Raw genomic sequence first — 25,582 nt, 5'->3', positions numbered from 1 at the left:
CGATCATCAGATGCTGGCCTCCATTCCAGCCACCATCTTGAATCACAAAATCAGCAAACAGGGAATCCTGACGATTCAATCAAGCCGTGAACCGCTCTAATGCCTGCATGGGCATTGACGCGTGAACAAAAATGGAACAAAATAAAAACATATCAAATACAGGAGGGACTGATGAGCGATTTCATTCAGGATGTCATCTCGTTGATTTGCATGGGGACGTTCCTCGTCACGATGGCGATGTGGATTGGGGCGATGTGAGTTCAGGCCGGTCAGGCGGTCTTGCGCTCTTGCCCGGACGGTGTTTCGGCAGGTCCGAATATCGTTTCGAATGAGGTTTTCAGGGCAATGTCGAGGTCTGTCATGGTGACGGGCAGGCCGAGGTCGACCAGGCTGGTGACGCCATGATCGGTGACGCCGCAAGGCACGATGCCGGTGAAATGTTCAAGCTCCGGCTCGACATTGATGGCGATGCCGTGAAAGCTCACCCAGCGGCGCAGCCTGATGCCGATGGCCGCGATCTTGTCCTCGGCGGGCGAGCCGTCCGGCATGGGCGGCCGGTCGGGGCGCACCACCCACACGCCGACGCGATCCTCGCGCCGCTCGCCGCGCACGTTGAATCGGGCGAGGGTGGCGATGATCCAGGCTTCCAGCGCGGCCACGAAGGCGCGCACGTCTTCGCGCCGGCGTTTCAGGTCGAGCATGACGTAGGCCACGCGCTGGCCGGGGCCGTGATAAGTGTATTCGCCGCCGCGCCCGGCGTCGAATACCGGAAAGCGATTCGGATCGACGAGGTCTTCCATCCGGGCGCTGGTGCCAGCCGTATAGAGCGGCGGGTGTTCCACCAGCCAGACCATTTCGGCCGCGCTGCCGTCGCGAATCGCCGCGGCACGGGCCTCCATGAAGGCAAGCGCGTCCTCATAAGCGGTGAAGCCGGGCTCGATTCGCCACTCCACGGGCGACGAATCCGCTGTCGGCAGGAAGGATGTGTCGATCTGGCTGCGCTGATTCATGGCGATTTCCGAAAAATTGCTCTTCCTCATATGGCGGCAGTGTCGCCAAAGGTCCAGTTTGCCGTGCGCGGATGGCCGATTTTCAAGGCGGATGAAGGGCTTGCGCAGAAGTTTCGAAAGAGGTCGATTATTCGTCGCCGCGCACTTGTGTCGTCCGAAGTGATTTGCTACATGCCGCTGGCCGGTGGGAACCGGCCCTGTCGTGACGTGCGGTCGTGGCGGAATTGGTAGACGCGCAGCGTTGAGGTCGCTGTGGGGCAACCCGTGGAAGTTCGAGTCTTCTCGACCGCACCATCACGAAACCTTAAAAGGTTTCTTCAGCCTTTTGATTTCCCTTTCATAAAAGATCGACATCAGCTTTTCGGCTATCCCGTCCGGGATGTCTGAAGCCGACTGCCGAAATGCGGACGCGCCGGCGCGGAAATCGCATCACACTTGCCGACAAGGGCGGGGACAGGGGCTCATTTCGATTGATGTCGGCGCGCATTCTGCACTAGACCAGACCGCAAGGTTCTTCCCGCAATAGCGCAGCAAGGGGCACGTTTGGAAGGTCAGGACGGACATTCGCCGGAGGCCTCCGGCCATCCGCATCTGCATGCCGACATCTATGACGATGACGGCGTCGTGCGCTCGTCTTTCCTGGCCGATGTCGGTGCCGCACTTGCCGCGCATGATACGCAGGCCCTGAAGCGCGATGTCGGCAGCCTGCACCAGTCCGAGCTTGGCCATCTGCTCGAGGCGCTGTCTGCGGAGCAGCGGCGTACCCTGGTCGAACTTCTTGGCAGCGACTTCGATTTTTCCGCGCTGACCGAGGTCGACGAGGCGATCCGGCTGGAGATCGTCGACAGCCTGCCCAACGAGCAGATCGCGCAGGCGGTGCAGCAGCTCGATTCGGATGATGCCGTCTACATCCTCGAGGACCTCGACGAACAGGACCAGGACGAGATCCTGGCGCAGCTTCCATTCACCGAGCGAATCAGGCTGCGCCGTTCGCTCGATTATCCGGAAGAGACGGCCGGTCGCCGCATGCAGACCGAATTCGTGGCCGTGCCGCCTTTCTGGACCGTCGGCCAGACCATCGACTATATGCGCGAGGACAAGAACCTGCCGGACAGGTTCAGCCAGATTTTCGTCATCGATCCGACCTTCAAGCTGCTCGGCGCGCTGGACCTCGACCAGATCCTGCGCTCCAAGCGGGCGGTGAAGATCGAAGACGTGATGCACGAGACGCGCCATGCCATCCCGGCCAGCATGGACCAGGAAGAGGCGGCGCGCGAATTCGAGCAGTACGACCTGCTGTCGGCCGCGGTGGTGGACGAGAACGACCGCCTCGTCGGGGTGCTCACCATCGACGATGTCGTGGACGTCATCCAGGAAGAGGCGGAGGAAGACCTGCTGCGCATGGGCGGCGTTGGCGATGAGGAGCTTTCGGATACCGTCCTCACGGCCTCGCGCTCGCGCGTGCCGTGGCTGCTGGTCAATTTGTTCACGGCGTTTCTGGCGGCCTCGGTGATCGGCCTGTTCGATCGCACCATCGAGCATATCGTGGCGCTGGCGGTGCTGATGCCGATCGTGGCCGGCATGGGGGGCAATGCCGGCTCGCAGACCATGACCGTCACCGTGCGCGCCCTGGCCACGCGCAACCTCGATATCTACAATGCCGGTCGCATCATTCGCCGCGAGATGGGGGTCGGCTTCCTCAACGGCATCATTTTTGCCGTGCTGATCGGCATCGTGGCCGGAACCTGGTTCCAGGACGCCAATCTGGGCGGCATCATCGCCGCCGCCATGATCATCAACATGTTCGTGGCCGCGCTCGCGGGCATCCTCATCCCGCTTTTGCTGCACAGGCTGGGCGCCGATCCGGCGGTGGCGTCGGCCGTGTTCGTGACGACCGTGACCGACGTGGTCGGTTTCTTCGCATTTCTCGGTCTGGCGACCTGGTGGTTCGGGCTGTTGTGAGCCTGCATCCTGCATTGGCTGGCTTTTTCGTCCGCGATTGACTTTTACGTAAATGCCGTGCGAGGATTCCGCTCACGCCGTGCCGGGCGAAATGCGAGACAAGCCATGCGGGAATATTATTCGATCACGGAACTGACCCGCGAATTCGACATCTCCACGCGCACCTTGCGCTTTTATGAGGACGAGGGGCTCATCCAGCCTGTCCGTCGCGGACGCACCCGGCTTTTCCGTCCCTCGGACCGCCATCTGATCAAGCAGATCATGCGCGGCAAGCGCCTCGGTTTTTCGATCAGCGAAATCCGGGAAATCATCCAGATGTACAAGGAGCCGCCCGGAGAGGTCGGCCAGCTCAACCTCATGCTCAAGCGCATCGAGGAAAAGCGCGAGGATTTGCGCCAGAAGCGCCGCGATCTGGAAGAGACGCTGGCGGAGCTTGATCAGGCGGAGGAGGCCTGCGTCGAGCGGCTGGTGGAACTCGGCGTCACCACCTGACTGAAGGGCGGAGCCTTTATCGAACCGGCGCGAAGCGTCGTGCCCGATTCAGATCCAGCGGCGCACCCGCTTGGTGTAGTCGCGGTAGCGCTTGCCGAAGCGCGTTTCCAGATGCTTCTCCTCGCGCTCCACCGCGAGCTTTTGCGTGGCGAATGCCGCAAGCACCCCGAACAGCAGGAACCAGACGATGCCGGTTATGAGGCCGACGCCGACCATCAGCAGTGTGATGGCGAGATAGATCGGGTTGCGGGTGACGGCGAAGGCGCCATCGGTGACGAGATGTTCGGCGGCCTGCGTCGGCAATATCGTGGTGCGTGCCCGGCGCATGGCCTGCAATGCCGAGACATAGAGGGCAATGGCGCCCAGAACGGCCAGCCAGCCGGCCGCGAACAGGATGTCGCCAAGCAAGCCGTGAAACCACGGCAGCGGATAAACGATGTTGAGTGCGATGCTCAGCGCCACGGCCACGATGTAGACCAGTGGCGGCCACGGAACGGTATTGGGTCTGGCGCGATAGTCAGTGGTCACGGCGTCTCTCCGTCAAGCAATTCGCCATCGGTTCTGGCAGTGCACAGGCTGGCATTGTCTTCTATTCTAGCGCGCAATTCCGGTGTTGGGGCACTGGCGAAAAGCTGGTCGAGCCCATCTTTCCCCAACGTGTCGAGCATGCACGCGCAATAGCGTGCGCAGAAGTCGGCATCGCGCGACTGCCCGCAGGTGCGCTCGCACGAGGCGCGGAAGCGCACTTCATTCGACGCTATTTGCGCGGGCCAGACTTGCGAGAAGGCCCAGACGCAGGCGATCAGCACCGGCTGGTGGATGAGGTAGAAGGCGAGGCTGTGGCGGCCGGAAAAGTCGAGAGGGCTTGCCCAGCGTCCGAAACGAACCTCCGCAAGCCGGGCAAACAAGCCACTCGACACGGCGAGGCGAGAGGCGGCGACACCGGCCAGAACCGCACCGAACCACGGAAACACCGGGACGTAGTCGTTGGAATGCGGATTGCTGGACGACAGCCCCACCCACCACAATGCCGGGTGGTCGAAAAAGCTGCTTCGCAGGAAATTCGGCGCGGCAATCACCGCGGCTGCGACGACGAGCGTCAGCAGGGGCGGTAGCCGCAGGAAGGCGAGGCCAAGCAGGCTGGCCAGCGCGATCTGGTGCAGGATGCCGAAGAAGATGAACCCTTCCGGCATCGCGACCCACGTAGCGATGGAGATGGCGATGGCGGCACCCGCCACCATGGCGAAGCGCCGCCAGAACGACTTCCAGCGTATGCCGCGGCCATGCGCCAGAACGAGGCTTACGCCGACGAGAAACAGGAAGCTCGATGCGATGCAGCGCGCAAACAGCTTCCATCCGCCCACCGCCGTCGTTCCCGGATCGACATAGCCGAAGAATTCCAGGTCCCAGGTGAAGTGGTAGATCGCCATGGTCACCAGCGCCAGGCCGCGGGCTATATCCAGGGCCTCTATGCGCTTGCGCGGAAATGCGGTTTGATCCGGCGCGGCGGCTGGATCGGCGGTTTGGCTTGCGGGAGTTGCGGTCATGGTGCCATCGTTAGCATAGGAGGCCGCGATGCCGCATCTTCTCTGGCAGGTGAAGATCGTTGTGGCATCTCGAATCTGTGTATCACCGTGAAATCGAAACCGATCTTTGCGCCGATATGCGGGCCGGACAATGACGCGGAGAAAACCATGCACAACGTGAATGCAAATGGCGCTTCCATTCCGGCGCTGGGACTTGGCACCTGGACGTTGAAGGGCGACGCGTGCGCCGAGATGGTGTCACGAGCGTTGTCGGTCGGCTACCGCCATATCGACACGGCACGCATATACCGGAACGAGGCGGAGGTGGGGGCCGGGTTGCGTGCCGCCGGGGTGGCGCGCGACGAGGTCTTCGTGACCACGAAAGTGTGGTGGACCGACAATGCGCCGGGCGACTTCGAGCGCTCGACCGAGGCAAGCCTGAAGGATCTCGGCCTGGACCATGTGGACCTGCTGATGATCCATTGGCCGAACCCGGATATTCCGCTGGAGGAAACGATAGGGGCGCTGAATGCGGCGCGGTGCAGGGGGCTTGCCCGCCACATCGGCGTCGCCAATTTTCCGACCGGCCTGCTTGCCCGCGCCATCGAACTGTCGGACGCCCCGCTGGTGGCCGATCAGGTCGAATATCACCCCTATCTGAACCAGGCCAAGATTTTGGGCATGTGCCGCGAAAACGGGCTGGCGGCGGTTTCCTATTGCCCGCTGTTCCGCGCCGGCGGGTTGTTCGAGGAACCGGCGGTGCAGGACGCGGCTGCGCGCCATGGCAAGACGCCGGGGCAGGTCGTGCTGCGCTGGCATGTGCAGCAGGAGGGGGGCGTGGCCATTCCGCGCACGACCAGGCCGGAGCGGCTGGTGGAGAACATCTCGATTTTCGATTTTGCTCTCTCCGAGCAGGAGATGGCCGCGATCTCCGCGCTCGGCGATGCGAACCACCGCATATGCGATTACGACTTCTCGCCGCAGTGGGACAGCGTTTAGGCCAGAAGCGCTTTGCGAATGGCCATCGCTTTTTGCGACGGCTAAAGGTCGATTTCCTGCTATCGGCGGGTGGGGACAGCCTGCGAATGTTTCCCGGAACGATCCGGTGCAGGCATGATCACGCAGGTAAGGCATCCCATCTGGCTTCCGGCCGTAAAGCCGGCCGGCGCGCGCACTTTCGCCACGCTCTACGCCCTCGAATCCTTCGCACGGGCCACCATCACCAGCGTCGTGCCGATCCAGGCCTACGAGTTGCTGCAGAACAAGCAGACCGTCTCGCTGCTCTATACGCTTGTGGCGATGATCGGGCTTTCGGCGACGCTGTTCATGCCGCTGTTGATCGAGCGCTTCTCGCGGCGGTGGATCTACACCGCCGGCGCTTCGCTGCTGGCTATCGGCTCGCTGCTGTTCATGACGCATTCGATGCCGGGACAGTTGCTCGGCATGCTGGCGCGGGTAATGGGCGCCAGCGCACTCGCCATCACGCTCAATCTCTACATCATGGACCATATCCGCAAGACGGAGATCATGCAGGCCGAATCGATGCGCATGGCATGGTCGATGGTCGCCTGGACCGGCGGTCCGACGCTCGGCGTTTTCCTGTACACGCACTATGGCATCGTTGCCGCGCAGGGGCTGGTGGTGGTGTTCGCCGCGGCCCAGCTCGTGGCATTCTGGTATTTTCGCCTCGGCGACAATGCGCTGATACGACCGGGCAGGACACGCCCCGCCAGCCCGCTCAGGAACATCCGTCGCTTCGTCTCGCAACCCCGGCTGAGGCTGGCTTGGGTGATCGCGTTCGGACGCTCCTGCTTCTGGACCACATTCTTCGTCTATGGACCGATCCTGATGGTGGCGACGGGGCAGGGCGAACTGGCCGGGGGCCTGCTGGTTTCGGCCGGAAATGCGGTGCTGTTCACCGCGATCTTCTGGGGGCGGGCGGGGCGCCGCTTCAGCGCGCGCAAGATCATGACGCTGGCGTTCTTCGCCATCAGCGCGTCCCTGTTCGCGGCCGGATTCAGCGGCGAGATATGGCCGCTGGCGACGGGTGGTTTCCTGTTGGTGGGCGCCTTGTTCACGGTGGCGCTCGACGCGCTTGGTTCGACCGCCTTCCTGCGGGCGGTGCGCAGCTATGAACGGCCGCAGATGACGGCCGTATACCGCACCTATCTCGATTTGTCGGAGCTTCTGCCACCACTCGTCTATTCGCTGGTGCTGAGCTTTTTCGGGCTGGGCGGGGTGTTCGGCACGCTCGGCATTCTCACCATCGCATGCGGGCTGATTGCCTGGCGCTATCTGCCGAAATCGATGTGATCGCGACTGCGGCACGGGAACTTGCGCGTTTGCGACCTGCAAGGGGCCGAAAAGAGCGGGAAATGGATTTGCCGGGCGCTGCGATTCTCCCTATAGTTGCCGCTGTCGTCGGTTCCGGACGGACCAAAGAGGGAATGCGGTGAGGGCATATATTGCCCAAAGCCGTGGCTGCCCCCGCAACTGTATGCGGAGAGCTCTCCCCAGATGCCACTGAGGATCAAACCTCGGGAAGGCGGGGAAGGGCGGTGACCCGCAAGCCAGGAGACCTGCCGACGACGAAGGCAACTCTAAGGCCCTCGGGTGGAGGGTGAAAGGACTTTGGAATGAATACGGTTTCTTCGTCGCAGCTCGGCGCTTCCATCGGCTCGGCTTCGCGTGCAACGCAGCTTGCGCTTTCCGCATTGCTGGGATTGTTCGTGATCGGCTTCGTCGGCTTCTCGCATATGGACGTCGTCCACAATGCGGCTCACGATTTCCGTCACTCGCTGGCGTTCCCCTGCCACTAACAGGGGATTTTCCCAATGACATTGTTTCGCAACGTCGTGTTCATCGCGGCGATCGCCGGACTATTGTCCGGTCTGGTCATGGCCGCGATGCAGAGCTTCGCAACCGTTCCGCTGATTTTGCAGGCCGAAGTCTATGAAGAGGCCGGCGGAGGCCATCACCATGACCACGGCACCCCGGAGGCTGCCCCGGGCGCCGATGTGAATGGTGCGGCGGCCCATGGGGCTGCAGCCGCGACCCCCGCCGAGGAAGAAGAGGCGTGGGAGCCGGCCGACGGCTTCGAGCGCTACGGCTTCACCGTGCTTGCCAATATCGTCACCGGCATCGGCTTCGCGCTGGTTCTGGTTGCCGTGTCGGAGCTTGCCGGCGGCATCGCCAACTGGCGCCAGGGCGTTTTCTGGGGCTTTGCCGGTTTTGCCGTGTTCACGCTGGCGCCGGGCCTTGGCCTGCCGCCGGAATTGCCGGCGATGCCGGCGGCCGACCTTGCCTCCCGTCAGGTCTGGTGGATCGGTACGGCTGTCGCAACTGCCGCGGGCCTTGGCCTGATCGCCTTCCGCAGCTCGCTGCTGCTCTCGTTGGTCGGCGTGGCGTTGATCGTTGCGCCGCACGTCATCGGAGCGCCGCAGCCCCCAAGCCATGAAACGCCGGTCCCGCCGGACCTGCACCATCAGTTCGTCGTCGCGGTCACCGTCACCAACCTGATCTTCTGGGTGGTGCTGGGGGCATTGGTCGGCGTCGTGCGTGGCCGCTTCACCGGAGAGGCAAAAAGCCTGCGCGACAGCTTTGCCTGAGGCCAACACATTGACGCTGCTGCTCGGCGGCGCGCGCTCCGGCAAGAGCGCGCATGCCGAGCAGCTGGCGACCGTTTTTCCTGCGCCGTGGACATATATCGCCACGGCGCAGGCCTATGACGACGAAATGGCGGAGCGCATCGCGTTGCACCGCGGCCGCCGCGTCGAAGGCTGGGAAACGCTGGACGCGCCGCTGGATCTCGCCGGCGCGATCGAGAGCGTGCCCGATGGCCGCCCCTTGCTGGTCGACTGCCTGACGCTCTGGCTTTCCAATCATCTCCTCGCGGAACATGATGTGGAACGCGAAAGCGAACGCCTGGCGCAGGTGCTCGGCAAGCCGCGCGGGCCGTGGTTCGTCGTGGCCAACGAGGTCGGGCTCGGCATCGTGCCGGACAATGCGCTGGCGCGCAGGTTTCGCGATGCGGCCGGCCGTCTCAACCAGAAGATCGCGGCCCGTGCGACCCATGTGTTGTTCATGGTCGCGGGCCTGCCCATGCAGGTGAAATGACATGAAGGAAATCGACGATACGGAAGCCGAACGCCACAAGGCCAAGATGGCCAGGCGCAAGGCGGTGCAGGATGCCGAGGTTGCGGGCAAGACCATCGAGCAGAAGGGGCTGCTGATCGTCAATACCGGTCCCGGCAAGGGCAAGACCACGGCCGCTTTCGGCCTTGCGTTGCGCATGCTGGGCTATGGCCGCCGTGTTGGCGTCGTGCAATTCGTCAAGGGTGCCTGGCACACCGGCGAGAAGGATGCTTTCGCTGCTTTCGGCGATCGGATGGTCTGGCACACGATGGGCGAGGGCTTCACCTGGGAAACACAGGACATCAAGCGCGACATTGCCGCCGCCGAAGCCGCCTGGGCCAAGGCGGTGGAACTCATCAACGATCCGACCATCGATCTGGTGGTGCTGGATGAACTGAACATCGCGCTGCGCTACGAATATCTCGACCTCGACATGGTCGTGGAGACACTGAAGGACCGGCGCGAGGGCTTGCATGTGGTGGTGACTGGCCGCAACGCCAAACCCGCGCTGATCGAGGCTGCTGACCTCGTCACCGAAATGGGCTCGGTGAAGCACCATTTCTCGGCCGGCGTGAAGGCGCAACAGGGAATAGAGTTTTAGGCTCTAAGGTCAGGCCAGCGCCACGACAGCGGCAATCAGGCCGAAACCCGCGACCATGATCAGATCGGCGGTCCAGAAAAGCTTCAGTGCCCGGCGGATGTCTTCGGCGGTCGCCTCGCGCCGGCCGTTGCCCATTGTATGGTCATCGACCAGGACCCCGCCATAGACACGCGGGCCGGCCAGTGCGAGGCCAAGCGCGCCTGCCATTGCCGCTTCCGGCCAGCCGGCATTGGGCGAGCGATGCTTTCCGGCGTCGCGCCGCACAGTGCGCCAGGCATTCGCCGGATCGGCGCCGGGCACCAGGACGGCTGCTGCCACCAGAAGCAGTCCGGTCAGGCGCGAAGCGGGCAGGTTGACGAGATCGTCGAAACGGGCAGCCGCCCAGCCAAAGGCTTCGTGGCGCGGCGTGCGGTGGCCGATCATCGAATCGGCGGTGTTGGCCGCCTTGTAGGCAACACCGCCGACAAGTCCGCCCACACCCAGCCAGAAAGCCGGTGCGACGATGCCGTCCGAAAAATTCTCCGACAGGCTTTCGATTGCCGCGCGGCAGACGGCGGCTTCGTCGAGCTGGTCGGGGTCGCGCCCGACGATCATGGAAACAGCGCGCCGCCCGGCCGCGAGGCCACCCTGGTCGAGCGCGTCGGCGACGGCCTTGACGTGGCTGGCCAGGCTGCGCTGCGCAAGCAGGCTGCTGCCCACAATCGCCACAAGGATGATGCCGAAAGGTAGCGGCGAAAGAAGGAGCGAAAGGATGAGTGCTATCGTTGCCGGTACGCCCACCAGAACGACGAGTGCGACCACGCCCGAAATGCGGCGCTGGATGTCGGAATGCGTCGCGCGGTTGAGGTGCCGGTCGAGGAAAGAGATCAGGTGGCCGATCCAGACGACGGGATGGCCGATTGCACGCACCAGCCGATCCGGGTAACCCAAACCCAGTTCGACGAGAAGCGACAGGAAGGCGAGCAGGACGAACATGGCGCTTGTGAACGGAAACCCGGTGGATGCAGTGGCAGATCATGGCGGCAGTCTGGGCCGGGCCAGTGCGCTGTTTCCGCAAGCGCCGCTGCCCTGGATCGATCTGTCGACCGGGATCAACCCGCACTCCTATCCGCTTTTCGATCTGCCTGCCACCGCCTTCTCGCGGCTGCCGGAACCGGCCCGCGAGCGCACGCTGGCCGAGGTGGCGGCCGCAACCTATGGTGCGCCGTCGGCGGCCAATGTCGTATCGGCGCCCGGCACGCAAATCCTGCTGCCGCGCGTGGCAGCGGCGGTAAAACCCGGTCGGGCGCTGGTGCTGGGACCGACCTATGCCGAGCATGCGCGCGCCTGCGCCATTGCCGGCCATACGGTGGCGGAAGTGCGCGATTTCGATGCGCTGTTCAGCGCGGACATCGCCATTGTGGTCAACCCCAACAATCCCGATGGGCGCGTGGCGCGCCGCCGCGACCTTCTGGAGCTTGCCGACAAGATGCGCAGCAAGGGCGGCCTGCTTGTCGTGGATGAAGCCTTTATGGAAGTTGGCCCGCTGGACGAGCGCATGGATGGCGATGTCGGGCGCGGCGGGTTGGTCGTGCTGCGTTCTTTCGGAAAATTCTTCGGGCTGGCCGGCGTCAGGCTTGGCTTTGCCATTGCGGCCGAGTCGCTCGCCGCGCGCATCCATGGTGAGCTTGGACCCTGGGCGGTGGCAGGTCCGGCACTGGAATATGGCATCAAGGCGCTCGGGGATGACGCGTGGCAGCAGGCCATGCGCGAGCGTCTAGCGGCCGACGCTGCACGGCTGGATGCTCTGTTCGCGGATTCCGGCGTTGAGGTTGGGGGCGGCACCAGCCTGTTCCGTTACGTGAAACTGCCGGATGCGCCAGCCCTGTTTGAGACACTGGGGCAGCAGGGTATCCTGATTCGCAACTTCATCTGGGACGAAACCGCCCTGCGTGTCGGACTTCCGGGCAGCGAGGCCGAATGGCGGCGGCTCGAACAGGCGCTGGCCGCATGGGCCACCCGGCGACAGGAAAGAGCAATGGAGGCGCAGCCGTGATCTTTGTCTGCCCCTTATCGAAGGTCGATGAAACCGTATCGCGGGCGGGGGCGGAGCGCCTCGTCTCGCTGTTGACCGCAGGCACCGAGATGGTGCGGCCAGCGGCGATCGCGCCGCAGAATCATCTGTTCCTGTCGATGAACGATATCGTCGACGCGCAGGACGGCATGACACTGCCCGGCGAGGCGCATGTGCGGCGACTGCTCGATTTCGCCACCGAGTGGGACCGCGCCCGGCCGCTGGTGATCCACTGCTTTGCCGGTATCAGCCGCTCGACGGCCTCGGCCTATATCGTGGCGTCCGCGCTGGCGCGGCAGCGCGACGAGATGGAGCTTGCGAAAGAACTGCGCTGGCTGTCGCCCTCAGCCACGCCCAATCCGCGCCTGATTGCCGTGGCCGACGCCCTTCTGGGCCGCGAGGGCCGCATGATCGCCGCGATCAAGAGTATCGGCCGTGGGGCGGATGCGTTCGAGGGCGTGCCCTTTGCGCTGGAGATCAACGGGTAGGGATCGCGCCAATCCGCGGGCCTGGACCATGATGCCGAAAAGCGGTTTTCGGGCGACTGATTCCACCTGGCTGCAACGTGCTCTATGCCAGCCACTCCGTCAGCCTGGCCTTGCGTACATCCTGCAGCAGCCGGACGAAACCGACGGCCTGGTGCTCGGCGGTTTGCCGGCCCTTCTCGGCAGTGGCGGCCGAGGCATTGCCGACCACGCCGTGCGGGTTCAGGTCGGTGGCAAGCCAGGCGAAGGCGTGTGGGCTCTGCGGCCGCAGCAGGTCGAATTCGCGCTCGGCTCTGGCCGTGCTTGAGATGAAATTCTCAGCCTTGCCCATATCGACCAGATCGGGCCGGAAATGCAGCATCAGCGAGGTTTCGACATCGCCGCCATGGATGCCCTGGCGTAGTTCCAGATCGGTGAAAAGCCCTTCCGGCCGGCCGAAGCGTTCCCAACTCGTCTTCACCGCCAGCATGTCGAAGCGCACGCGCAGGTTTCGCGTAACGATGCCCATGACCTCCTCATTGCCGCCATGTGAATTCACGATGACCAGCTTGCGCAGGCCGGCGCGCGCGATGGACGCTCCAAGCTCCGTCCACGCCTCGATCAGCGTGGCCGCCGGCAGGGTCAGCGTGCCGGGCGTTCGTATATGCTCGTCCGACTTGCCGACTGCCTGAACAGGCAGGATGCGGGCGTCGAGATCGGCGGGCAGGAGAGGGATGGCCGTCTCCAGCATGCCCTGCATGATGGCGGTGTCGGTCGAGACCGGCAAATGCGGGCCGTGCTGCTCTATGGCGGCGACCGGCAGCACTGCAATCGTCGCCTCGGGATCGAGGTCGGCGAAGTCGGCGGCCTTGTAGTCACCCCACCACACGCGTCTTCCTGCTTCTGCCACGTTTGACCTCGTTTGCTGTTTCGCTTGTCGCCTAAACCCGGATTGCGCCATTGTCGATCACCCTGCGGCGATGACTTCGACCTCGATCTTGAATTCGGGCCGCGCGAAGCCTGCCACGATGAGAAGCGTGGAGGCCGGAGCCGGTTCCGGGAACAGCCGGTCACGCACCTGCGTATAGGCTTTCAAGTGGGCGCGGTCGCCGACGAAAGCGTTGATGCGCACGACATTGGCGAGCGTCATGCCGGCCTCGTCCAGCACCGCGGCAATGTTGTTGAAGCAGAGCTCGGCCTGCGCTGCGATATCTTCCGGGACCGAATCGTCAGGGCCGATGCCGACCTGACCGGCGCAGACCACCAGCCGCTTTCCGGCCGGTATCTCTATGCCGTGGCTGTAGCGGGCGAAAGGCGGCCTTATCGTTTTTGGCGTCAGGAATTTGAACATCGCGCGTTACCCTCATTTTCACCCAGCGTAGAGCGGTTCACGCTTGGTTGGAAGCGTTCGGCCTTGCTGCATTGTTATGGACAGGCGCTCGGAAAATAAGCACCATGGTTCACGCGAATGGCATGATGGCGGCGGCTTCGGACTGGAAGGAGTGAAAGGACGCCCGCTTGAACGTGTGGCATCCATTGCAGGCCTTCCTGTTCTCACGGAATCGTATTGTCGTGCCCTAGCTATGAATTGCTGGCACAAAGAGGGGCGTGCATGAGCAGGAATTTCATTGCCTTCGCCGGTTTCGCGGCATTTCTGGGGGCAACCGCCCCGGCAGCGTTTGCTGCCGAAAAGGTTACATTCATGACCAACTGGTTGGCCCAGCCAGAACATGGCGGCTACTATCAGGCGCTGACGGACGGCAGCTATGCCGCCTGCGGTCTCGATGTCGCCCTCCTGCAAGGCGGCCCGCAGGTAAGCGGCCGGCCATTGCTTCTCGCGGGCAAAATCGACTTCTACATGGGCGGCAACATGCTGCAGGCTTTCGATGCCGTGCAGCAGAATATTCCGTTGCGCATCGTGGCGGCGGGTTTCCAGAAGGAACCGCAGGTGCTGATGTCGCATCCGGGGCAGGGGCTCGACACATGGGAGGACCTGCCGAAAGCCGAGCAATATATCATCGGTGACGAGGGGGCGCAGAGCTACTTCCAGTGGATGGTAGCCGAATACGGTTTCGATCCGGCCAGGCGCGTGCCCTACACATTCAATCCGGCGTCCTTCATTGCCAATCCGAAATCCATCCAGCAGGGCTACATAACCTCAGAACCCTACGCGGTCGAAAAGGCCGGTGGCTTCAAGCCCAACGTCTTCCTGCTCGCCGACTACGGTTTCAGCACCTATGCCACGACCGTCGAGGTCATGCAGAAAACGATCGACGAGCGGCCTGAGGCCGTCCAGTGCTTTGTCGATGGCTCGGCCAAGGGCTGGTACAATTATCTCTACGGCGACAACGAAGCCGCCAACGATATGATCAAGAAGGACAATCCCGACATCACAGACGAGCAGATCGCTTTCTCGATCAGGCAGATGAAGGACTACGGCATCGTCGATTCCGGCGACACGGAAAAGCTCGGCATCGGTGCAATGACCGATGCGCATATAGAAGATTTCTATGCCAGGATGGTGAAGGCCAAGGTCGTGCCCGCAGGACTCGACATCAAGAAGGCCTATACGCTGCAATTCGTGAACAAGGGAGTCGGGCTCGAACTCAGAAAATAAGCCGGATCCCGGCGCCATGCGGTCCGACAAGGCAGCAAGACGCGAAAGTGCCGGGAGCGGTGCGGCGCTTCTGGCGCTTCGCTCCGTCGGCAAGAGTTTCCCCAACGGCGTCACGGCGCTCCGTAGCATCGACCTCAGTATCGGGGAAGGCGATTTTGTCAGCCTTCTCGGCCCCTCGGGCTGCGGCAAGTCCACGGCGCTGCGCATCATTGCGGGCCTGACGATGCCCACCACCGGCATGATCGACTGGCAAAGCGGTGCGGGGCGACAGCCGTCCATCGGCTTCGTGTTCCAGGAGCCGACCTTGCTGCCCTGGGCCAGCGTGTTCGATAATGTCTGGCTGCCGCTCAGGCTGAAAGGCGTGTCCCGCAGCGAGGCTGCCCCGGCAGTAACGGGGATGCTGGAGCGGGTAAACCTTGCCGGTTTTGAAAAATCCGTGCCGCGCGAGCTTTCGGGCGGCATGAAGATGCGCGTATCCATCGCCCGCGCGCTGATCACGCGGCCGCGCCTGCTGCTCATGGACGAGCCATTCGCTGCGCTCGATGAGATCACCCGCTTCCAGCTCAACGACGACCTGCTCGAACTCTGGCGGGAAGAGCGTTTCACGGTGGTTTTCGTCACTCATAGCGTGTTCGAGAGCGTGTTCCTGTCCAGCCGCATCGTCGTCATGGCGGCACGTCCGGGACGCGTGTTCGAAGAGGTCGCGGTGGACGCAGGCTACCCGCGCGACGAGGCGTTCCGCACCTCGCCAGACTATGCGGCGCTGTGCCGGCGAGCCTCCGATGCGCTTGGCGCGGCCATGGGGAACAAGGCCGGCGACAGGGGGGCGGGATGACGGCTGTCGAGCGTCGCACACCCGAGATCGACCAGGAAGAAGTGCGCCGCGCGCGTCGCCTGCAACTGGAGCGGATCGGCAGATGGGTGCTGCCGGTGGCCATCATGGCGCTGGCGATCTGGCTGTGGGACCGCATCTGCGTGTGGAATGAAATCCCGCAATATATCCTGCCGCGCCCCGGCGTGGTGGTGCGCACGCTCTATTCGGATGCCGGGCTTCTGTTCGGTTCGCTCTTGGTGACGCTGAAGATCACCCTGCTTGGCCTGCTGCTGGCCGTCATTGGCGGTGTGGGACTGTCGGTGCTGTTCGCGCAATCGAAATGGGTGGAAATGTCGTTCTTTCCCTTCGCCGTGGTGCTCCAGGTCACGCCGATCGTGGCGATCTTTCCGCTCATCAACATCTATGTCGATAACCAGACGGCCAGGCTTTTGCTGTGCGCGTGGATCGTGGCGTTCTTTCCGATCCTGTCCAACACCACGCTGGGGCTGAATTCGGTGGATCGCAATCTGCGCGATCTTTTTCGCCTGAATGGAGCGACGCGCTGGCAGGAACTGTGGCATCTGCGCCTGCCGGCGGCGATGCCCTATTTTCTGGGTGGACTGAAGATTGCCGGAGGGCTTTCGCTGATCGGGGCAGTGGTCGCCGAATTCGTCGCCGGGGCTTCCGGTCAGTCGTCGGGCCTTGCCTCGCGCATCATCGAGGCCGGCTACCGCCTGAATGCGCCGCGGCTGTTTGCGGCGCTGATCCTGATTTCACTCACTGGCATCGTCATCTTCCTGCTGCTGTCGCTGCTCTCGCACCTGCTGCTGCGACGCTGGCATGAAAGTGCGCTGGAACGGGAGGGATGATGACGGCTCCCCTCATCAGCAAGGGTGAGGGGAGCTTTCAAGCGCAATCGGGTCGCAAAGCTGGGGCATGACCGCTGTTCGGGAACATGCCTTATGCGCGGACGCGCTCGCTTTTCGGGTCGTACATCGGCTTCAGCGAAGCCTCGGCCGCAAAGCGTTCGCCGGCGATCTCGATCTCATATTTCGAGCCGAGAATATCGGACTCGCTCTGGCCTTCCGACGGCACATAGCCCATGCCGATGGCGCCGCCGAGATGGTGGCCGTAATTGCCCGAGGTGATGATACCGACGATCTTGCCGTCGCGCACCAAAGCCTCGTTGTGGAACAGCAATGGCTCCGGATCGGTGAGGCGGAACTGAACCATACGGCGGCCTAACCCAGCCTCTCTCTTGCGCAGCACCGCGTCGCGGCCCAAAAAGTCGCCCTTGCCGGTTTTCACGGCAAAGCCGAGGCCCGCCTCCAGTACATGGTCCTCGTCGGTGATGTCGTGGCCGAAGTGGCGGAACGCCTTTTCGATACGGCAGGAATCGAGCGTATGCAGGCCGCACAGCTTCAGGTCGAAGTCACGGCCGGCCTCTTCCAGCACCTCGAACACATGCGCCGTCTGGTCGGTCGGAACGTAGAGTTCCCAGCCGAGTTCGCCGACATAGGTGACGCGATGGGCGCGGGCGAGACCCATGCCGATCTCGATTTCCTGGAACGTGCCGAAGGGGTTGTTCTCGTTGGAGAAGTCGTTCGGACTCACCTTTTGAATCAACTCGCGCGAGCGCGGACCCATCAGGCAGAGGACGGATTCGGAGGCGGTCACGTCGGTGATGACGACGAACTCGTCGCGCACATGCTTGCGCAACCATGCAAGGTCGCGCTGCAGCGTGGCGCCGGGCACTACGGCGAAGAAGGCGGTTTCCGACAGGCGCGAGATGGTGAGGTCGCTTTCAATGCCGCCGCGATTGTTCAGCATTTGCGTATAGACGATTTTGCCCGGTGCGACGTCGAGGTCGTTGGCGCACATGCGCTGGAGGAAGGCGAGCGCGTCTCGGCCCTCGATGCGGATCTTGCCGAAGGAGGTCATGTCGAACAGGCCGACATTGTTGCGCACGGCCAGATGTTCCTCGCGGCCGTTCTCGAACCAGTTCTGCCGCTTCCACGAATAGCGGTATTCGCGTTCCTGGCCCTCCCTGGCGAACCAGTTGGCGCGCTCCCAGCCGGCGACTTCGCCGAACACCGCGCCGCGCGCCTTCAGATGCTCGTGGATGGGCGAGCGGCGCACGCCACGCGAGGTTTCCACCTGGCGATAGGGGAAGTGATCGGCATAGAGCAGGCCGAGCGTTTCGGAGACGCGCTCCTTGAGATAGGCGCGGTTCTTCTGGAACGGCTGGGCGCGGCGGATGTCCACTTCCCAGAGGTCGAAGGGCGCTTCGCCATCGTTGATCCATTGCGCCAGCGCCATGCCCGCGCCGCCGGAGGAGACGATGCCGATGGAGTTGTAGCCGGCCGCCACCCAGTAGCCGCCGAGCTCCGGCGCTTCGCCGAGATAGTAGCGGTCGTCGGGCGTAAAACTCTCGGGGCCGTTGAAGAAGGTGTGGATGCCGGCGGTGCCCAGCATCGGCATGCGGTTCACGCCCATTTCGAGGATCGGCTCGAAATGCTCGAAATCCTCCGGCAACTGGTCGAAGCAGAAGTCTTCGCGGATGCCTTCCATGCCCCACGGCTTGGCCTTGGGCTCGAAGGCGCCGAGCATCATCTTGCCGGCGTCTTCCTTGTAATAGGCGCACTCGTCCGGCACGCGAAGCACCGGCAGTCGGCCAAGGCCCTCGATGGCCTCGGTGACGAGATAAAAATGCTCGCAGGCGTGCAGCGGTACGGTCACGCCCGACATGGCGCCGAGTTCGCGCGCCCACATGCCGGCGCAGTTGATGACGATATCCGTCTCGATCGTGCCCTGTTCCTCGCCTTGCGCCCAGGAAACGCCGGTGACGCGGCCGTCCTTCTGGTGGACGGCGGTGACTTTTACGCCCTCGACGATCTTCGCGCCGCGCTGGCGTGCGCCCTTGGCAAGGGCCATGGCGATGTTGGCCGGGTCGCACTGGCCGTCGAGCGGCAGGTGCACCGCGCCGACGACGTCGGAGACGTTGAGATGCGGGTACATCTCCTTGACTTCCCGCGGCGCGATTTCGCGCACGTCCACATCGAAGGCGCGGGCCAGCGAGGCCTGCCGATAGATTTCGTGCTTGCGCTCTTGCGTCAGCGCAACGGTGATGGAGCCGACCTGGCGCATGCCGGTGGCGACGCCGGTTTCTTCCTCGAGCTTGACGTAAAGATCGGCCGAATATTTCGCCAGCCGCGTCATGTTTTGCGAGGCGCGCAACTGGCCGATAAGGCCCGCAGCATGCCAGGTGGTGCCGCAGGTAAGCTGCTTGCGCTCCAGAAGCACGATGTCCGTCCAGCCAAGCTTGGCAAGGTGATAGGCAACGGAGCAACCGGATACGCCGCCGCCGATGATGACGGCCCTTGCTTTGCCGGGGATGGCCTTTTGCGGCAGAGAGGTCATGCGGTCCTGCTTTCCTTGGATGGGCTGTAGGATGAGGTGAAGCGCCGAAGGCGCTGGGCGGCTTCCTTCAATATGTCTTCTGGCTGGCACAGGCTGATGCGGACATGGCCGGCTGCCGCCTCGCCAAAGCTGGAGCCCGGCATGACGGCGACGTTTTCGGCAGCCAGCAGGCCGAAGGCGAATTTCTCGCAGTCGGGCTCGATGGCGCTGATGTCGAGCATGACATACATGCCGCCCGCAGAGCCGCGCACGGTGACGTTGTTGAGGCCGCGCACGGCGTCAAGGAACACGGTGCGCCGGGTCGCATAGCGCTCGGCGATTTCCTTCACGCCGTAACCGTTTTCCAGAGCTTCGGCGGCCGCGCGGGAGATGAAATCCGGCAGGCCGTAGGTGGTGACGAGATTGAGGGCCGCAAGCAGTTCGATCAGGTCCTTCGGCGCGGTCAGCCAGCCGATGCGCCAGCCGGTCATGCCGTGGCTCTTTGACATGGAATTCAGCACCAGCGTGCGCTCGGCCATGCCGGGCAGGGCGCGCGGAGACAGATGCTCGCCGCCCCCGAGCGTCCAGTAGACTTCGTCGGAGATGAGCCAGAGGTCGTGCCTCACGCAGACATCCGCGAGGCCCTTGAGGCTTTCGCGGGTGTAGACCGCGCCGGTCGGGTTGTTCGGCGTGTTGATGAGGATGGCGCGGGTGTTGGGCCGCACTGCCTTTTCGATGTCTTCCGCGCGCGGCTGGAAGCCGTCTTGAGGATGAGCTTCGACCACGGTGTAATCGGCGCCGGCGGCCCGGAAGGTTGGCGGATAGGTGGCGTAGTAGGGCGCCACGACGATGGCATGGTCGCCAGGATCGAGCACGGCCTGCGTGGCGGCATAGAGTGCGAGTTGGCCTCCCGGCGTTGCGATGATCTCGTCGGCGGTTGTGGGGACGCCGGTCGATTGCGTCGAGATATTCGCCATGGCTTCGCGCAGACGCGGAATGCCGGAAAGATGCGTGTAGTGATGATGGCCGCCGCGTACGGCGGTCACGCAGGCCTCGACCGTTTCGCCCGGTGTCTCGAAGTCGTGATCGCCGATCGAAAGCATGATGATGTCTTCGCCGGCCTCCTTGCGGATGGTGGCTTCGACATGGACTTCCCATCCGTCCTTGCCGGAAGGGATAATGTCGGAGACGCGGGCGGATGGCTTAGGCATCGAACGCTCCCGCAATCTCGAAACCCTCGGAAACCAGGCGGTCGCGCAAGGCAGCGATATGCTCCGGCCCGACTTCGCAGCAACCGCCGATGATGGAGGCGCCACGCCTGGCCCAGCCGATCGCGAAATCGGCATAGGCGGCGGGGTCGAGGTCATGGCGGGCATGCAGCACATCGACCGTGCCGCCATGCTTCAGCGCCTCGACGGCGGTGAAGCCATTGGCATAGGCGCCGACCTTGCCGCCGAGCGCCAGCAGATCGGCGAATGCCGCATCGACCGCTTCCGGGCGGCAGCAATTGATCAATCGCGCGGCCAGCGGCATGTCGCCGAGAGCGGCGTTGGCGGCGGCAAGGCTTTCGCCGCTGCGCAGGCGCGGTTCGCCATGGTCGGCCAGTGTCCACGACACCCAGACCGGCTTGCCGCTTTCGGTCGCGGCGGTCACGGCGGCGCGCGCCTCGTCGGCCGAAGCCATGGTTTCGCACAGGAAGAGATCAACATGCTCGGCCTGTTCGGCGACCACCCGGCGATAGATATCGAGCGTCTCGTCATAGGGGATCGTCAGCGCCGGTGCGTAGCTGCCGAAAAGCGGCGGCAGGCAGCCGGCGATGGCTGCGTCTCCCGCCTCGTCGCGTGCCGCTTTGGCAAGGTCTATTCCACGCTTCTGCAAGGGCTTGAACAGCTCGGGAGCACCCTCGCGCTCCAGTCGCTCAGGCGTGGCGGAATAGGTGTTGAGCGTGATGACGCGCGCCCCTGCACGGATGAATTCCGCATGCAGGCCGCGCACCAGATCGGGCTCATCCATCAACACTTTCGCCGACCAGAGCGGGGTTGGCTCGCTCCTGCTTCGGCGCACGAGTTCCTGACCCATGCCGCCATCCGTGAGGACAACCTTCGTCATGCACGCAACCTTTCGTTCTTCGGATCCCACAGCGGCTGGTCTTCCTGCACCACCGCCGGGAAATTCTCGCCGAAGATTTCAACGTGCACCATGGTGCCCGGCACGGCGAGATCGGCGCGGATCATGCCGAGCGCAATGGATTTGTCCACCCTGTAGCCGAAGCCTCCCGACGTGGTCTCGCCCACCACCTTGCCGTCGTGCCAGAGCGTGGACATGTAAGGCGCGTCGCAATCGCCGGCATCGACCACCAGCGTTACGAAACGCTTCGAAGCACCCTGCTGCTTTTCGTTCTGGAGGGCTGTCTTGCCCTTGAATTCGGGCTTGTCCCATTTCACGAAACGTTCGAGCCCGCCCTGCAGCACGGTGTAGTCGGTGGACAGGTCGCCCTTCCAGGCGCGATAGCCCTTTTCCAGACGCAGGCTGTCGAGCGCGAACATGCCGAAAGGCTTCAGCCCGTGTTTCTGGCCGGCTTCCCAGACAGCATCGAAGATGGCCGCTGTGTCGTCCACCTTGGTGTGGATTTCCCAGCCGAGTTCGCCGGCGAAGGAAACGCGCACAAGCTGGCACCAGCGCCCGGCGACCTGCGCGCTCTGATGCGTGAGCCATGGCTTCGACAGGTCGGCGTCGGTGAGTTCGGCAAGGATGGCGCGCGAATTCGGGCCGGAGAGAATCTGGCACGAAAAGTTTTCCGTGACGTCCTGCAGCGTGATTTCGGTGCCTTCGGGCAGATGCTTCTGCAGCCATTCGAAATCGTGCCACTGGGCGACCGCCGCGGTGATGAGGAAGAAAAAATCCTCGTCGATGGCCATGATCGACATTTCGGTGACGATGCGACCGGCATCATCGGCGAAATAGCCGAGGCCGATGCGGCTCGGCTTCGGCACCACGCCGGTGATCAGCGTCGAGAGCCAGGCGCGCGCGCCGGGGCCTTGCAGGCGGAAGCGCGAAAAGCCGGGCAGGTCGAGGATGCCGGCGGCGTCGCGCACGGCGAGGCATTCCTCGCGGATGCGCTTTTCCCACGGACCGGAGCGCCTGAAGGTCTGGGTCGATTCCTCGGAGGTGTCGTCGCCGGCCTGGGCGAACCAGGTCGCGCGCTCCCAGCCATTATTGGCGGCAAACTGCGCGCCGAGCTTTTTCATGCGATCGTGGATCGGCGACAGCTTGCGGTCGCGGCCGGCCGGCCAGGCATGGCGCGGGAAGTGGATGGCGTATTCATTGCCGTAGATTTCCATTCCCTTCGCCACCGCATAATCGGGGGCTGCCGCAAAGGAGGTGAAGCGGCGCGGATCGCAGGACCACATGTCCCATTCGGTGTGGCCTTCGGTCATCCATTCGGCCAGCACCTTGCCCGCGCCGCCCGCCTGCGCGATGCCGAAGGTGAAGACGCAGGCTTCGAAGGCATTGGGCACGCCCGGCATCGGGCCGATCAACGGGTTGCCGTCCGGCGCATAGGGGATCGGGCCGTTGATGACCTTGGAAAGACCGGCGGTACCGAGAATGGGCACGCGGCGCACGGCGTCGTCCAGATACCATTCCAGCCGCTCCAGATCGTCCGGATAGAGCTGGAAGGAGAAGTCTTCCGGCATCGGGTCGTCGGCGGTTGCCCAATGGGCGCGGCAGTTGCGCTCATAGGGGCCGAGGTTCATGCCGTTCTTTTCCTGTCGCAGATAGTAGGAGGTATCCACGTCGCGCAGCAGCGGCAGCTTCTGGCCGGCTTCCTTCGACCATGCGGCAAGCTCGGGGATTTCCTCGAACAGGATATATTGGTGGCTCATCACCATCATGGGCACTTCGCGGCCGAACATGCGGCCCACTTCCTGCGCGCGGTAGCCGGTGGCATTGACGACATATTCGCAGCGGATTTCTCCCTGGGCGGTCGCGATCACCCACTCGCCGTTTTCACGGCGTACACCGGTGACGGGGCAGAAGCGGATAATTTTCGCGCCCATGTCGCGCGCGCCCTTGGCCAGGGCCTGCGTGAGCTGGGCGGGGTCGATGTCGCCATCGTTGGGATCGTAGAGCGCGCCTTCCAGCTCATGCGTCTCGATGAACGGATAGCGGCCCTTGATCTCGTCGAGGCCGATAACGTCGATGTCCATGCCCTGATAGCGGCCCATACCCTTGGCGCGCTGGAACTCGCGCATGCGCTCCCTGGAATGGGCAAGACGCAGCGAGCCGGTGACGTGGTAGTTCATCGGATAATCGACCTCGGCCGCCAGCCCGCGATAAAGCTCGGTCGAATAGCGCTGCATGTTCATCAGCGACCAGGATGCGGAGAAGGTCGGCACGTTGCCGGCGGCATGCCATGTCGAGCCGGAGGTCAGCTCGTTCTTTTCCAGAAGCACGCAATCCGTCCAGCCGGCCTTGGCCAGATGGTAGAGCGCTGAGACGCCGACCGCGCCGCCGCCAATGATGACCACACGCGCCGTCGTCGGAAAATCAGCCATTCAATCCTCCCTCAATTCGTATCGGGCACCGGTCTTCATGGCCGTTGTCCGTTCAAGTCAGCGTTCTTCTAATAGACAGGCGGCGAGATCACCCAGATCACGACCGCCGGTTCCTCTCCCGGATTCTTCCACCGGAACGGCTTGCCGCCGAACCGGAAACTGTCGCCTTCGGCAAGGTGATGCCAGACGCCGTCGATCTCGATATCGAACTGACCGGCGGCCACATAGCCTGCCTCTTCGGTCGGCCGGCTGGCCGGAAGTTTCAGCTCGGCGCCCGGCGCGAACTCCGAGCGCAGCATTTCGAAGCTGCCGCCAAGGTCGGGCGAGAGCAGTTCTTCAACGAGGCCGGAATCGCTCGTGCCGAGCGAGCGGCGGTGGCCGGCCCGCACCACCACGCCGCGCTCGTCCTCATCGTGAACATCGTGGCCGAAGAAAAGGCTGAGCGAGACGCCGAACGTTTCGGCAAATGCCCGCAGATCGGTTATGGAGGGGGTCGAAAGCCCGCGTTCGACCTGGCTCAGCCATCCCACGGAGCGGCCGAGCGACAGCGCGACCTCCGAAAGCGTCAGCCCGCGCGCCTTGCGCAAGGCGCGCAGATCGCTTGCGAGCAAGGCGTTGGCGCTGCCTTCAGGAAGGCTCTCCGACGATGAAAGACGGGCTTTCTGCACCGGCATGAAATTTTCTCCTCAAATTTCACCAGATGACAGTTTGGTGAAAAATTCAAGCAGAATTTCATGAAGCGAAGCTATTGCTTGCGATAGTCGGGAGGCTGGTGCAAATGCAGGGCAACCGCGGGCGAGGGAGAGACGTTCCGGTTGCGAATAAAGAAGGAACAGTAGTTCATGCTGGCACGCGAATCCGGGGCCAATTCAAGAGACGAAACGCGCATCGTCGATGAGGCGATCGAGTCGCGCCGCTCCGTGCGCGCCTTTCTGCCGACACCTGTGGACGATCAAACCATTCGCGACATTCTCGACGTCGCGGCGCGCGCCCCCTCCGGCACGAATATGCAGCCGTGGAAGGTCTACGTGACCACGGGCGAAACCCGGCAGCGCATCGGGGACGCGATCCTCAACTCAGGCATCCGCGCGGAAAAGGCCGTCTGGGATGAATACAAATATTACCCGGACCAGTTCTTCGAGCCCTATCTGGCGCGCCGGCGCGCCAACGGTTTCGGCCTTTACAGTGCGCTCGGGATCGGCCGGCGCGAGGTGGAGCGCATGCGCGCCCAGCACGACCGCAACTTCATCTTCTTCGACGCGCCGGTGGGCATGATCTTCACCATCGACCGCAGGCTCAACCAGGGTTCGTGGATCGACTATGGCATGTTCCTGCAGAACATCATGATCGCGGCGCGGGCGCGGGGGCTGCATACCTGCCCACAGGCGGCATTCGCCCCCTACCACCAGCAGATCCGGCCGATCCTGAACATTCCGGATGAGGAAATCGTCGTGTGCGGCATGGCGATTGGCCATGAGGACACGACCAAGCCCGAAAGCACGTTTCGCACCGACCGCGCCCCGCAGGAAGAATGGGTTACGTTCTGGAAGTAGGGCCGTTCAGCGCGGCTTGCCGATATAGGCCCAGCATTCCAGTTCCACCTGCGCGCCGAGCGCAAGGCCGTTCGCGCCGAATGCCGAGCGCGCCGGCAGGCGGTCCGGGTCGAAATAGCTGACATAGACCTTGTTGAACTCAGCCCATTTCGACATGTCGGCCAGCATCACCGTGCATTTGAAGACATCGGCGAAGCCGAGTCCGTTTTCCTTCAGCACTGCGCCGATGTTTTCCATCGTCTGGCGTGCCTCCGCCTCCATCCCGCCCGCAACGAGTTCCAGCGTTCCGGGGCGGCTGCCGAGCGCTCCCGAGAGATAAAGGATATCACCGACACGCACCGCCTGGCTGAAAGGCAGGTTGACGGCTTTGGATTCTGGCGAGTTGATGAATTCGAGCATCG

General features: G+C 63.4%; 26 protein-coding genes, 1 tRNA gene and 1 riboswitch. Of the genes, 15 read left to right on the top strand and 12 right to left on the bottom strand.

Annotated elements, in window-relative coordinates; all coding sequences use genetic code 11:
* Window positions 1-269: 269 nt before the first annotated feature.
* Entirely contained in the window at window positions 270-1,010 is a 741-nt protein-coding gene (gene lipB / locus C7441_RS20110; RefSeq protein ID WP_109614398.1) for a lipoyl(octanoyl) transferase LipB, read from the bottom strand.
* Between the two features lie 209 nt (window positions 1,011-1,219).
* Between lipB and C7441_RS20105 the strand changes: the two genes are divergently transcribed.
* From C7441_RS20105 to C7441_RS20095, 3 genes are all read left to right on the top strand, one after another.
* Window positions 1,220-1,304: transfer RNA gene (locus C7441_RS20105), tRNA-Leu, on the top strand.
* A gap of 249 nt (window positions 1,305-1,553) precedes the next feature.
* Window positions 1,554-2,972, top strand: coding sequence for a magnesium transporter (gene mgtE, locus C7441_RS20100; protein ID WP_109614388.1), 1,419 nt, complete (start codon window positions 1,554-1,556; stop codon window positions 2,970-2,972).
* A gap of 105 nt (window positions 2,973-3,077) precedes the next feature.
* On the top strand, window positions 3,078-3,464 hold the full coding sequence (locus C7441_RS20095) for a MerR family transcriptional regulator (RefSeq protein ID WP_019170644.1): 387 nt from the start codon (window positions 3,078-3,080) through the stop codon (window positions 3,462-3,464).
* 48 nt (window positions 3,465-3,512) lie between these two features.
* On the opposite strand, the gene C7441_RS20090 is transcribed toward C7441_RS20095, so the two are convergent.
* Window positions 3,513-3,992, bottom strand: a complete 480-nt coding sequence (locus C7441_RS20090) for a methyltransferase family protein (RefSeq protein ID WP_019170645.1) — start codon at window positions 3,990-3,992, stop codon at window positions 3,513-3,515.
* Entirely contained in the window at window positions 3,989-5,011 is a 1,023-nt protein-coding gene (locus C7441_RS20085; protein WP_109614387.1) for a heparan-alpha-glucosaminide N-acetyltransferase, read from the bottom strand. The genes C7441_RS20090 and C7441_RS20085 overlap by 4 nt, the downstream gene beginning before the upstream one ends.
* A 147-nt stretch (window positions 5,012-5,158) precedes the next feature.
* Between C7441_RS20085 and C7441_RS20080 the strand changes: the two genes are divergently transcribed.
* From C7441_RS20080 to cobO, 6 genes are all read left to right on the top strand, one after another.
* A complete protein-coding gene (locus C7441_RS20080; RefSeq protein ID WP_109614397.1) occupies window positions 5,159-5,989 on the top strand; it encodes an aldo/keto reductase in 831 nt (276 codons plus the stop codon).
* A 114-nt stretch (window positions 5,990-6,103) separates the two neighbouring features.
* The gene (locus tag C7441_RS20075) at window positions 6,104-7,303 is read left to right on the top strand and encodes an MFS transporter (protein ID WP_109614386.1); all 1,200 of its coding nucleotides are present in this window, start codon (window positions 6,104-6,106) and stop codon (window positions 7,301-7,303) included.
* Between the two features lie 92 nt (window positions 7,304-7,395).
* Window positions 7,396-7,591, top strand: a riboswitch (cobalamin riboswitch).
* A gap of 35 nt (window positions 7,592-7,626) precedes the next feature.
* On the top strand, window positions 7,627-7,809 hold the full coding sequence (locus C7441_RS20070) for a CbtB domain-containing protein (RefSeq protein WP_109614385.1): 183 nt from the start codon (window positions 7,627-7,629) through the stop codon (window positions 7,807-7,809).
* Between the two features lie 15 nt (window positions 7,810-7,824).
* Window positions 7,825-8,598, top strand: coding sequence for a CbtA family protein (locus tag C7441_RS20065; protein WP_109614384.1), 774 nt, complete (start codon window positions 7,825-7,827; stop codon window positions 8,596-8,598).
* Window positions 8,591-9,106, top strand: coding sequence for a bifunctional adenosylcobinamide kinase/adenosylcobinamide-phosphate guanylyltransferase (gene cobU, locus C7441_RS20060; protein WP_109614383.1), 516 nt, complete (start codon window positions 8,591-8,593; stop codon window positions 9,104-9,106). The genes C7441_RS20065 and cobU overlap by 8 nt, the downstream gene beginning before the upstream one ends.
* A 1-nt stretch (window position 9,107) precedes the next feature.
* Window positions 9,108-9,725 carry a cob(I)yrinic acid a,c-diamide adenosyltransferase gene (gene cobO / locus C7441_RS20055; RefSeq protein ID WP_109614382.1) on the top strand — a complete coding sequence of 206 codons (618 nt, stop codon included), beginning with the start codon at window positions 9,108-9,110 and terminating at the stop codon, window positions 9,723-9,725.
* A 9-nt stretch (window positions 9,726-9,734) separates the two neighbouring features.
* Here cobO and cbiB read toward each other — a convergent pair whose 3' ends face one another.
* On the bottom strand, window positions 9,735-10,700 hold the full coding sequence (gene cbiB, locus C7441_RS20050; RefSeq protein ID WP_109614381.1) for an adenosylcobinamide-phosphate synthase CbiB: 966 nt from the start codon (window positions 10,698-10,700) through the stop codon (window positions 9,735-9,737).
* On the opposite strand from cbiB, the gene cobD reads away from it, so the two are divergent.
* Window positions 10,699-11,760, top strand: a complete 1,062-nt coding sequence (cobD, locus tag C7441_RS20045; protein ID WP_109614380.1) for a threonine-phosphate decarboxylase CobD — start codon at window positions 10,699-10,701, stop codon at window positions 11,758-11,760. The two genes, cbiB and cobD, sit on opposite strands and share 2 nt — an antisense overlap.
* Window positions 11,757-12,266, top strand: coding sequence for a tyrosine phosphatase family protein (locus tag C7441_RS20040; protein ID WP_109614379.1), 510 nt, complete (start codon window positions 11,757-11,759; stop codon window positions 12,264-12,266). Before cobD ends, C7441_RS20040 begins: the two co-directional genes overlap by 4 nt.
* Before the next feature lie 82 nt (window positions 12,267-12,348).
* Here C7441_RS20040 and C7441_RS20035 read toward each other — a convergent pair whose 3' ends face one another.
* Together C7441_RS20035 and C7441_RS20030 are read right to left on the bottom strand one after the other, a co-directional pair.
* Window positions 12,349-13,152: a creatininase family protein gene (locus C7441_RS20035; RefSeq protein WP_109614378.1), complete on the bottom strand. Its 804-nt coding sequence runs from the start codon at window positions 13,150-13,152 to the stop codon at window positions 12,349-12,351.
* Between the two features lie 57 nt (window positions 13,153-13,209).
* Window positions 13,210-13,593, bottom strand: a complete 384-nt coding sequence (locus C7441_RS20030; protein ID WP_019170621.1) for a RidA family protein — start codon at window positions 13,591-13,593, stop codon at window positions 13,210-13,212.
* A gap of 261 nt (window positions 13,594-13,854) precedes the next feature.
* Here C7441_RS20030 and C7441_RS20025 point away from each other — a divergent pair, with 261 nt between their 5' ends.
* The 3 genes from C7441_RS20025 to C7441_RS20015 are packed head-to-tail and all read left to right on the top strand — an operon-like array spanning window position 13,855 to window position 16,542.
* The gene (locus C7441_RS20025; RefSeq protein WP_109614377.1) at window positions 13,855-14,859 is read left to right on the top strand and encodes an ABC transporter substrate-binding protein; all 1,005 of its coding nucleotides are present in this window, start codon (window positions 13,855-13,857) and stop codon (window positions 14,857-14,859) included.
* Window positions 14,860-14,875: 16 nt separating this feature from the next.
* On the top strand, window positions 14,876-15,694 hold the full coding sequence (locus C7441_RS20020; RefSeq protein WP_109614376.1) for an ABC transporter ATP-binding protein: 819 nt from the start codon (window positions 14,876-14,878) through the stop codon (window positions 15,692-15,694).
* Entirely contained in the window at window positions 15,691-16,542 is an 852-nt protein-coding gene (locus tag C7441_RS20015; protein ID WP_109614375.1) for an ABC transporter permease, read from the top strand. The genes C7441_RS20020 and C7441_RS20015 overlap by 4 nt, the downstream gene beginning before the upstream one ends.
* 91 nt (window positions 16,543-16,633) lie before the next feature.
* On the opposite strand, the gene C7441_RS20010 is transcribed toward C7441_RS20015, so the two are convergent.
* The 5 genes from C7441_RS20010 to C7441_RS19990 all read right to left on the bottom strand — a co-directional run bounded on the left by C7441_RS20010 (window position 16,634) and on the right by C7441_RS19990 (window position 24,302).
* The gene (locus tag C7441_RS20010) at window positions 16,634-19,093 is read right to left on the bottom strand and encodes a GcvT family protein (protein ID WP_170125201.1); all 2,460 of its coding nucleotides are present in this window, start codon (window positions 19,091-19,093) and stop codon (window positions 16,634-16,636) included.
* The gene (locus C7441_RS20005; RefSeq protein WP_109614374.1) at window positions 19,090-20,283 is read right to left on the bottom strand and encodes a pyridoxal phosphate-dependent aminotransferase; all 1,194 of its coding nucleotides are present in this window, start codon (window positions 20,281-20,283) and stop codon (window positions 19,090-19,092) included. Before C7441_RS20005 ends, C7441_RS20010 begins: the two co-directional genes overlap by 4 nt.
* The gene (locus C7441_RS20000) at window positions 20,276-21,181 is read right to left on the bottom strand and encodes a homocysteine S-methyltransferase family protein (RefSeq protein ID WP_109614373.1); all 906 of its coding nucleotides are present in this window, start codon (window positions 21,179-21,181) and stop codon (window positions 20,276-20,278) included. Before C7441_RS20000 ends, C7441_RS20005 begins: the two co-directional genes overlap by 8 nt.
* The gene (locus tag C7441_RS19995) at window positions 21,178-23,628 is read right to left on the bottom strand and encodes a GcvT family protein (protein WP_109614372.1); all 2,451 of its coding nucleotides are present in this window, start codon (window positions 23,626-23,628) and stop codon (window positions 21,178-21,180) included. The genes C7441_RS20000 and C7441_RS19995 overlap by 4 nt, the downstream gene beginning before the upstream one ends.
* Before the next feature lie 68 nt (window positions 23,629-23,696).
* Window positions 23,697-24,302 (bottom strand): helix-turn-helix domain-containing protein, encoded by a 606-nt coding sequence (locus C7441_RS19990; RefSeq protein ID WP_019170614.1) that lies wholly within the window; start codon window positions 24,300-24,302, stop codon window positions 23,697-23,699.
* 168 nt (window positions 24,303-24,470) lie between these two features.
* On the opposite strand from C7441_RS19990, the gene C7441_RS19985 reads away from it, so the two are divergent.
* Complete coding sequence (locus tag C7441_RS19985; protein WP_019170613.1) at window positions 24,471-25,181, top strand: nitroreductase; 711 nt, start codon at window positions 24,471-24,473, stop codon at window positions 25,179-25,181.
* Between the two features lie 6 nt (window positions 25,182-25,187).
* On the opposite strand, the gene C7441_RS19980 is transcribed toward C7441_RS19985, so the two are convergent.
* Window positions 25,188-25,580, bottom strand: a complete 393-nt coding sequence (locus C7441_RS19980) for a RidA family protein (protein ID WP_109614371.1) — start codon at window positions 25,578-25,580, stop codon at window positions 25,188-25,190.
* Between the last annotated feature and the right edge of the window lie 2 nt (window positions 25,581-25,582).

Origin of the sequence: Pseudaminobacter salicylatoxidans (assembly GCF_003148475.1) — a bacterium.
Classification (GTDB): domain Bacteria; phylum Pseudomonadota; class Alphaproteobacteria; order Rhizobiales; family Rhizobiaceae; genus Pseudaminobacter; species Pseudaminobacter salicylatoxidans.
Note: the sequence above shows the minus strand (reverse complement) of the source record. Positions and strands in the feature narration are given on the sequence as shown.

What these genes read in the sequence shown, in the direction of transcription:
- lipB (WP_109614398.1), bottom strand. Translation starts at nt 1,010, where the DNA reads ATGAATCAGCGCAGCCAGATCGACACATCCTTCCTGCCGACAGCGGAT.
- C7441_RS20095 (WP_019170644.1), top strand. Translation starts at nt 3,078, where the DNA reads ATGCGGGAATATTATTCGATCACGGAACTGACCCGCGAATTCGACATC.
- C7441_RS20085 (WP_109614387.1), bottom strand. Translation starts at nt 5,011, where the DNA reads ATGACCGCAACTCCCGCAAGCCAAACCGCCGATCCAGCCGCCGCGCCG.
- C7441_RS20080 (WP_109614397.1), top strand. Translation starts at nt 5,159, where the DNA reads ATGCACAACGTGAATGCAAATGGCGCTTCCATTCCGGCGCTGGGACTT.
- C7441_RS20075 (WP_109614386.1), top strand. Translation starts at nt 6,104, where the DNA reads ATGATCACGCAGGTAAGGCATCCCATCTGGCTTCCGGCCGTAAAGCCG.
- C7441_RS20070 (WP_109614385.1), top strand. Translation starts at nt 7,627, where the DNA reads ATGAATACGGTTTCTTCGTCGCAGCTCGGCGCTTCCATCGGCTCGGCT.
- C7441_RS20065 (WP_109614384.1), top strand. Translation starts at nt 7,825, where the DNA reads ATGACATTGTTTCGCAACGTCGTGTTCATCGCGGCGATCGCCGGACTA.
- cobO (WP_109614382.1), top strand. Translation starts at nt 9,108, where the DNA reads ATGAAGGAAATCGACGATACGGAAGCCGAACGCCACAAGGCCAAGATG.
- cobD (WP_109614380.1), top strand. Translation starts at nt 10,699, where the DNA reads ATGGCGCTTGTGAACGGAAACCCGGTGGATGCAGTGGCAGATCATGGC.
- cbiB (WP_109614381.1), bottom strand. Translation starts at nt 10,700, where the DNA reads ATGTTCGTCCTGCTCGCCTTCCTGTCGCTTCTCGTCGAACTGGGTTTG.
- C7441_RS20030 (WP_019170621.1), bottom strand. Translation starts at nt 13,593, where the DNA reads ATGTTCAAATTCCTGACGCCAAAAACGATAAGGCCGCCTTTCGCCCGC.
- C7441_RS20025 (WP_109614377.1), top strand. Translation starts at nt 13,855, where the DNA reads ATGAGCAGGAATTTCATTGCCTTCGCCGGTTTCGCGGCATTTCTGGGG.
- C7441_RS20020 (WP_109614376.1), top strand. Translation starts at nt 14,876, where the DNA reads ATGCGGTCCGACAAGGCAGCAAGACGCGAAAGTGCCGGGAGCGGTGCG.
- C7441_RS20015 (WP_109614375.1), top strand. Translation starts at nt 15,691, where the DNA reads ATGACGGCTGTCGAGCGTCGCACACCCGAGATCGACCAGGAAGAAGTG.
- C7441_RS20010 (WP_170125201.1), bottom strand. Translation starts at nt 19,093, where the DNA reads ATGACCTCTCTGCCGCAAAAGGCCATCCCCGGCAAAGCAAGGGCCGTC.
- C7441_RS20005 (WP_109614374.1), bottom strand. Translation starts at nt 20,283, where the DNA reads ATGCCTAAGCCATCCGCCCGCGTCTCCGACATTATCCCTTCCGGCAAG.
- C7441_RS20000 (WP_109614373.1), bottom strand. Translation starts at nt 21,181, where the DNA reads ATGACGAAGGTTGTCCTCACGGATGGCGGCATGGGTCAGGAACTCGTG.
- C7441_RS19995 (WP_109614372.1), bottom strand. Translation starts at nt 23,628, where the DNA reads ATGGCTGATTTTCCGACGACGGCGCGTGTGGTCATCATTGGCGGCGGC.
- C7441_RS19990 (WP_019170614.1), bottom strand. Translation starts at nt 24,302, where the DNA reads ATGCCGGTGCAGAAAGCCCGTCTTTCATCGTCGGAGAGCCTTCCTGAA.
- C7441_RS19985 (WP_019170613.1), top strand. Translation starts at nt 24,471, where the DNA reads ATGCTGGCACGCGAATCCGGGGCCAATTCAAGAGACGAAACGCGCATC.
- C7441_RS19980 (WP_109614371.1), bottom strand. Translation starts at nt 25,580, where the DNA reads ATGCTCGAATTCATCAACTCGCCAGAATCCAAAGCCGTCAACCTGCCT.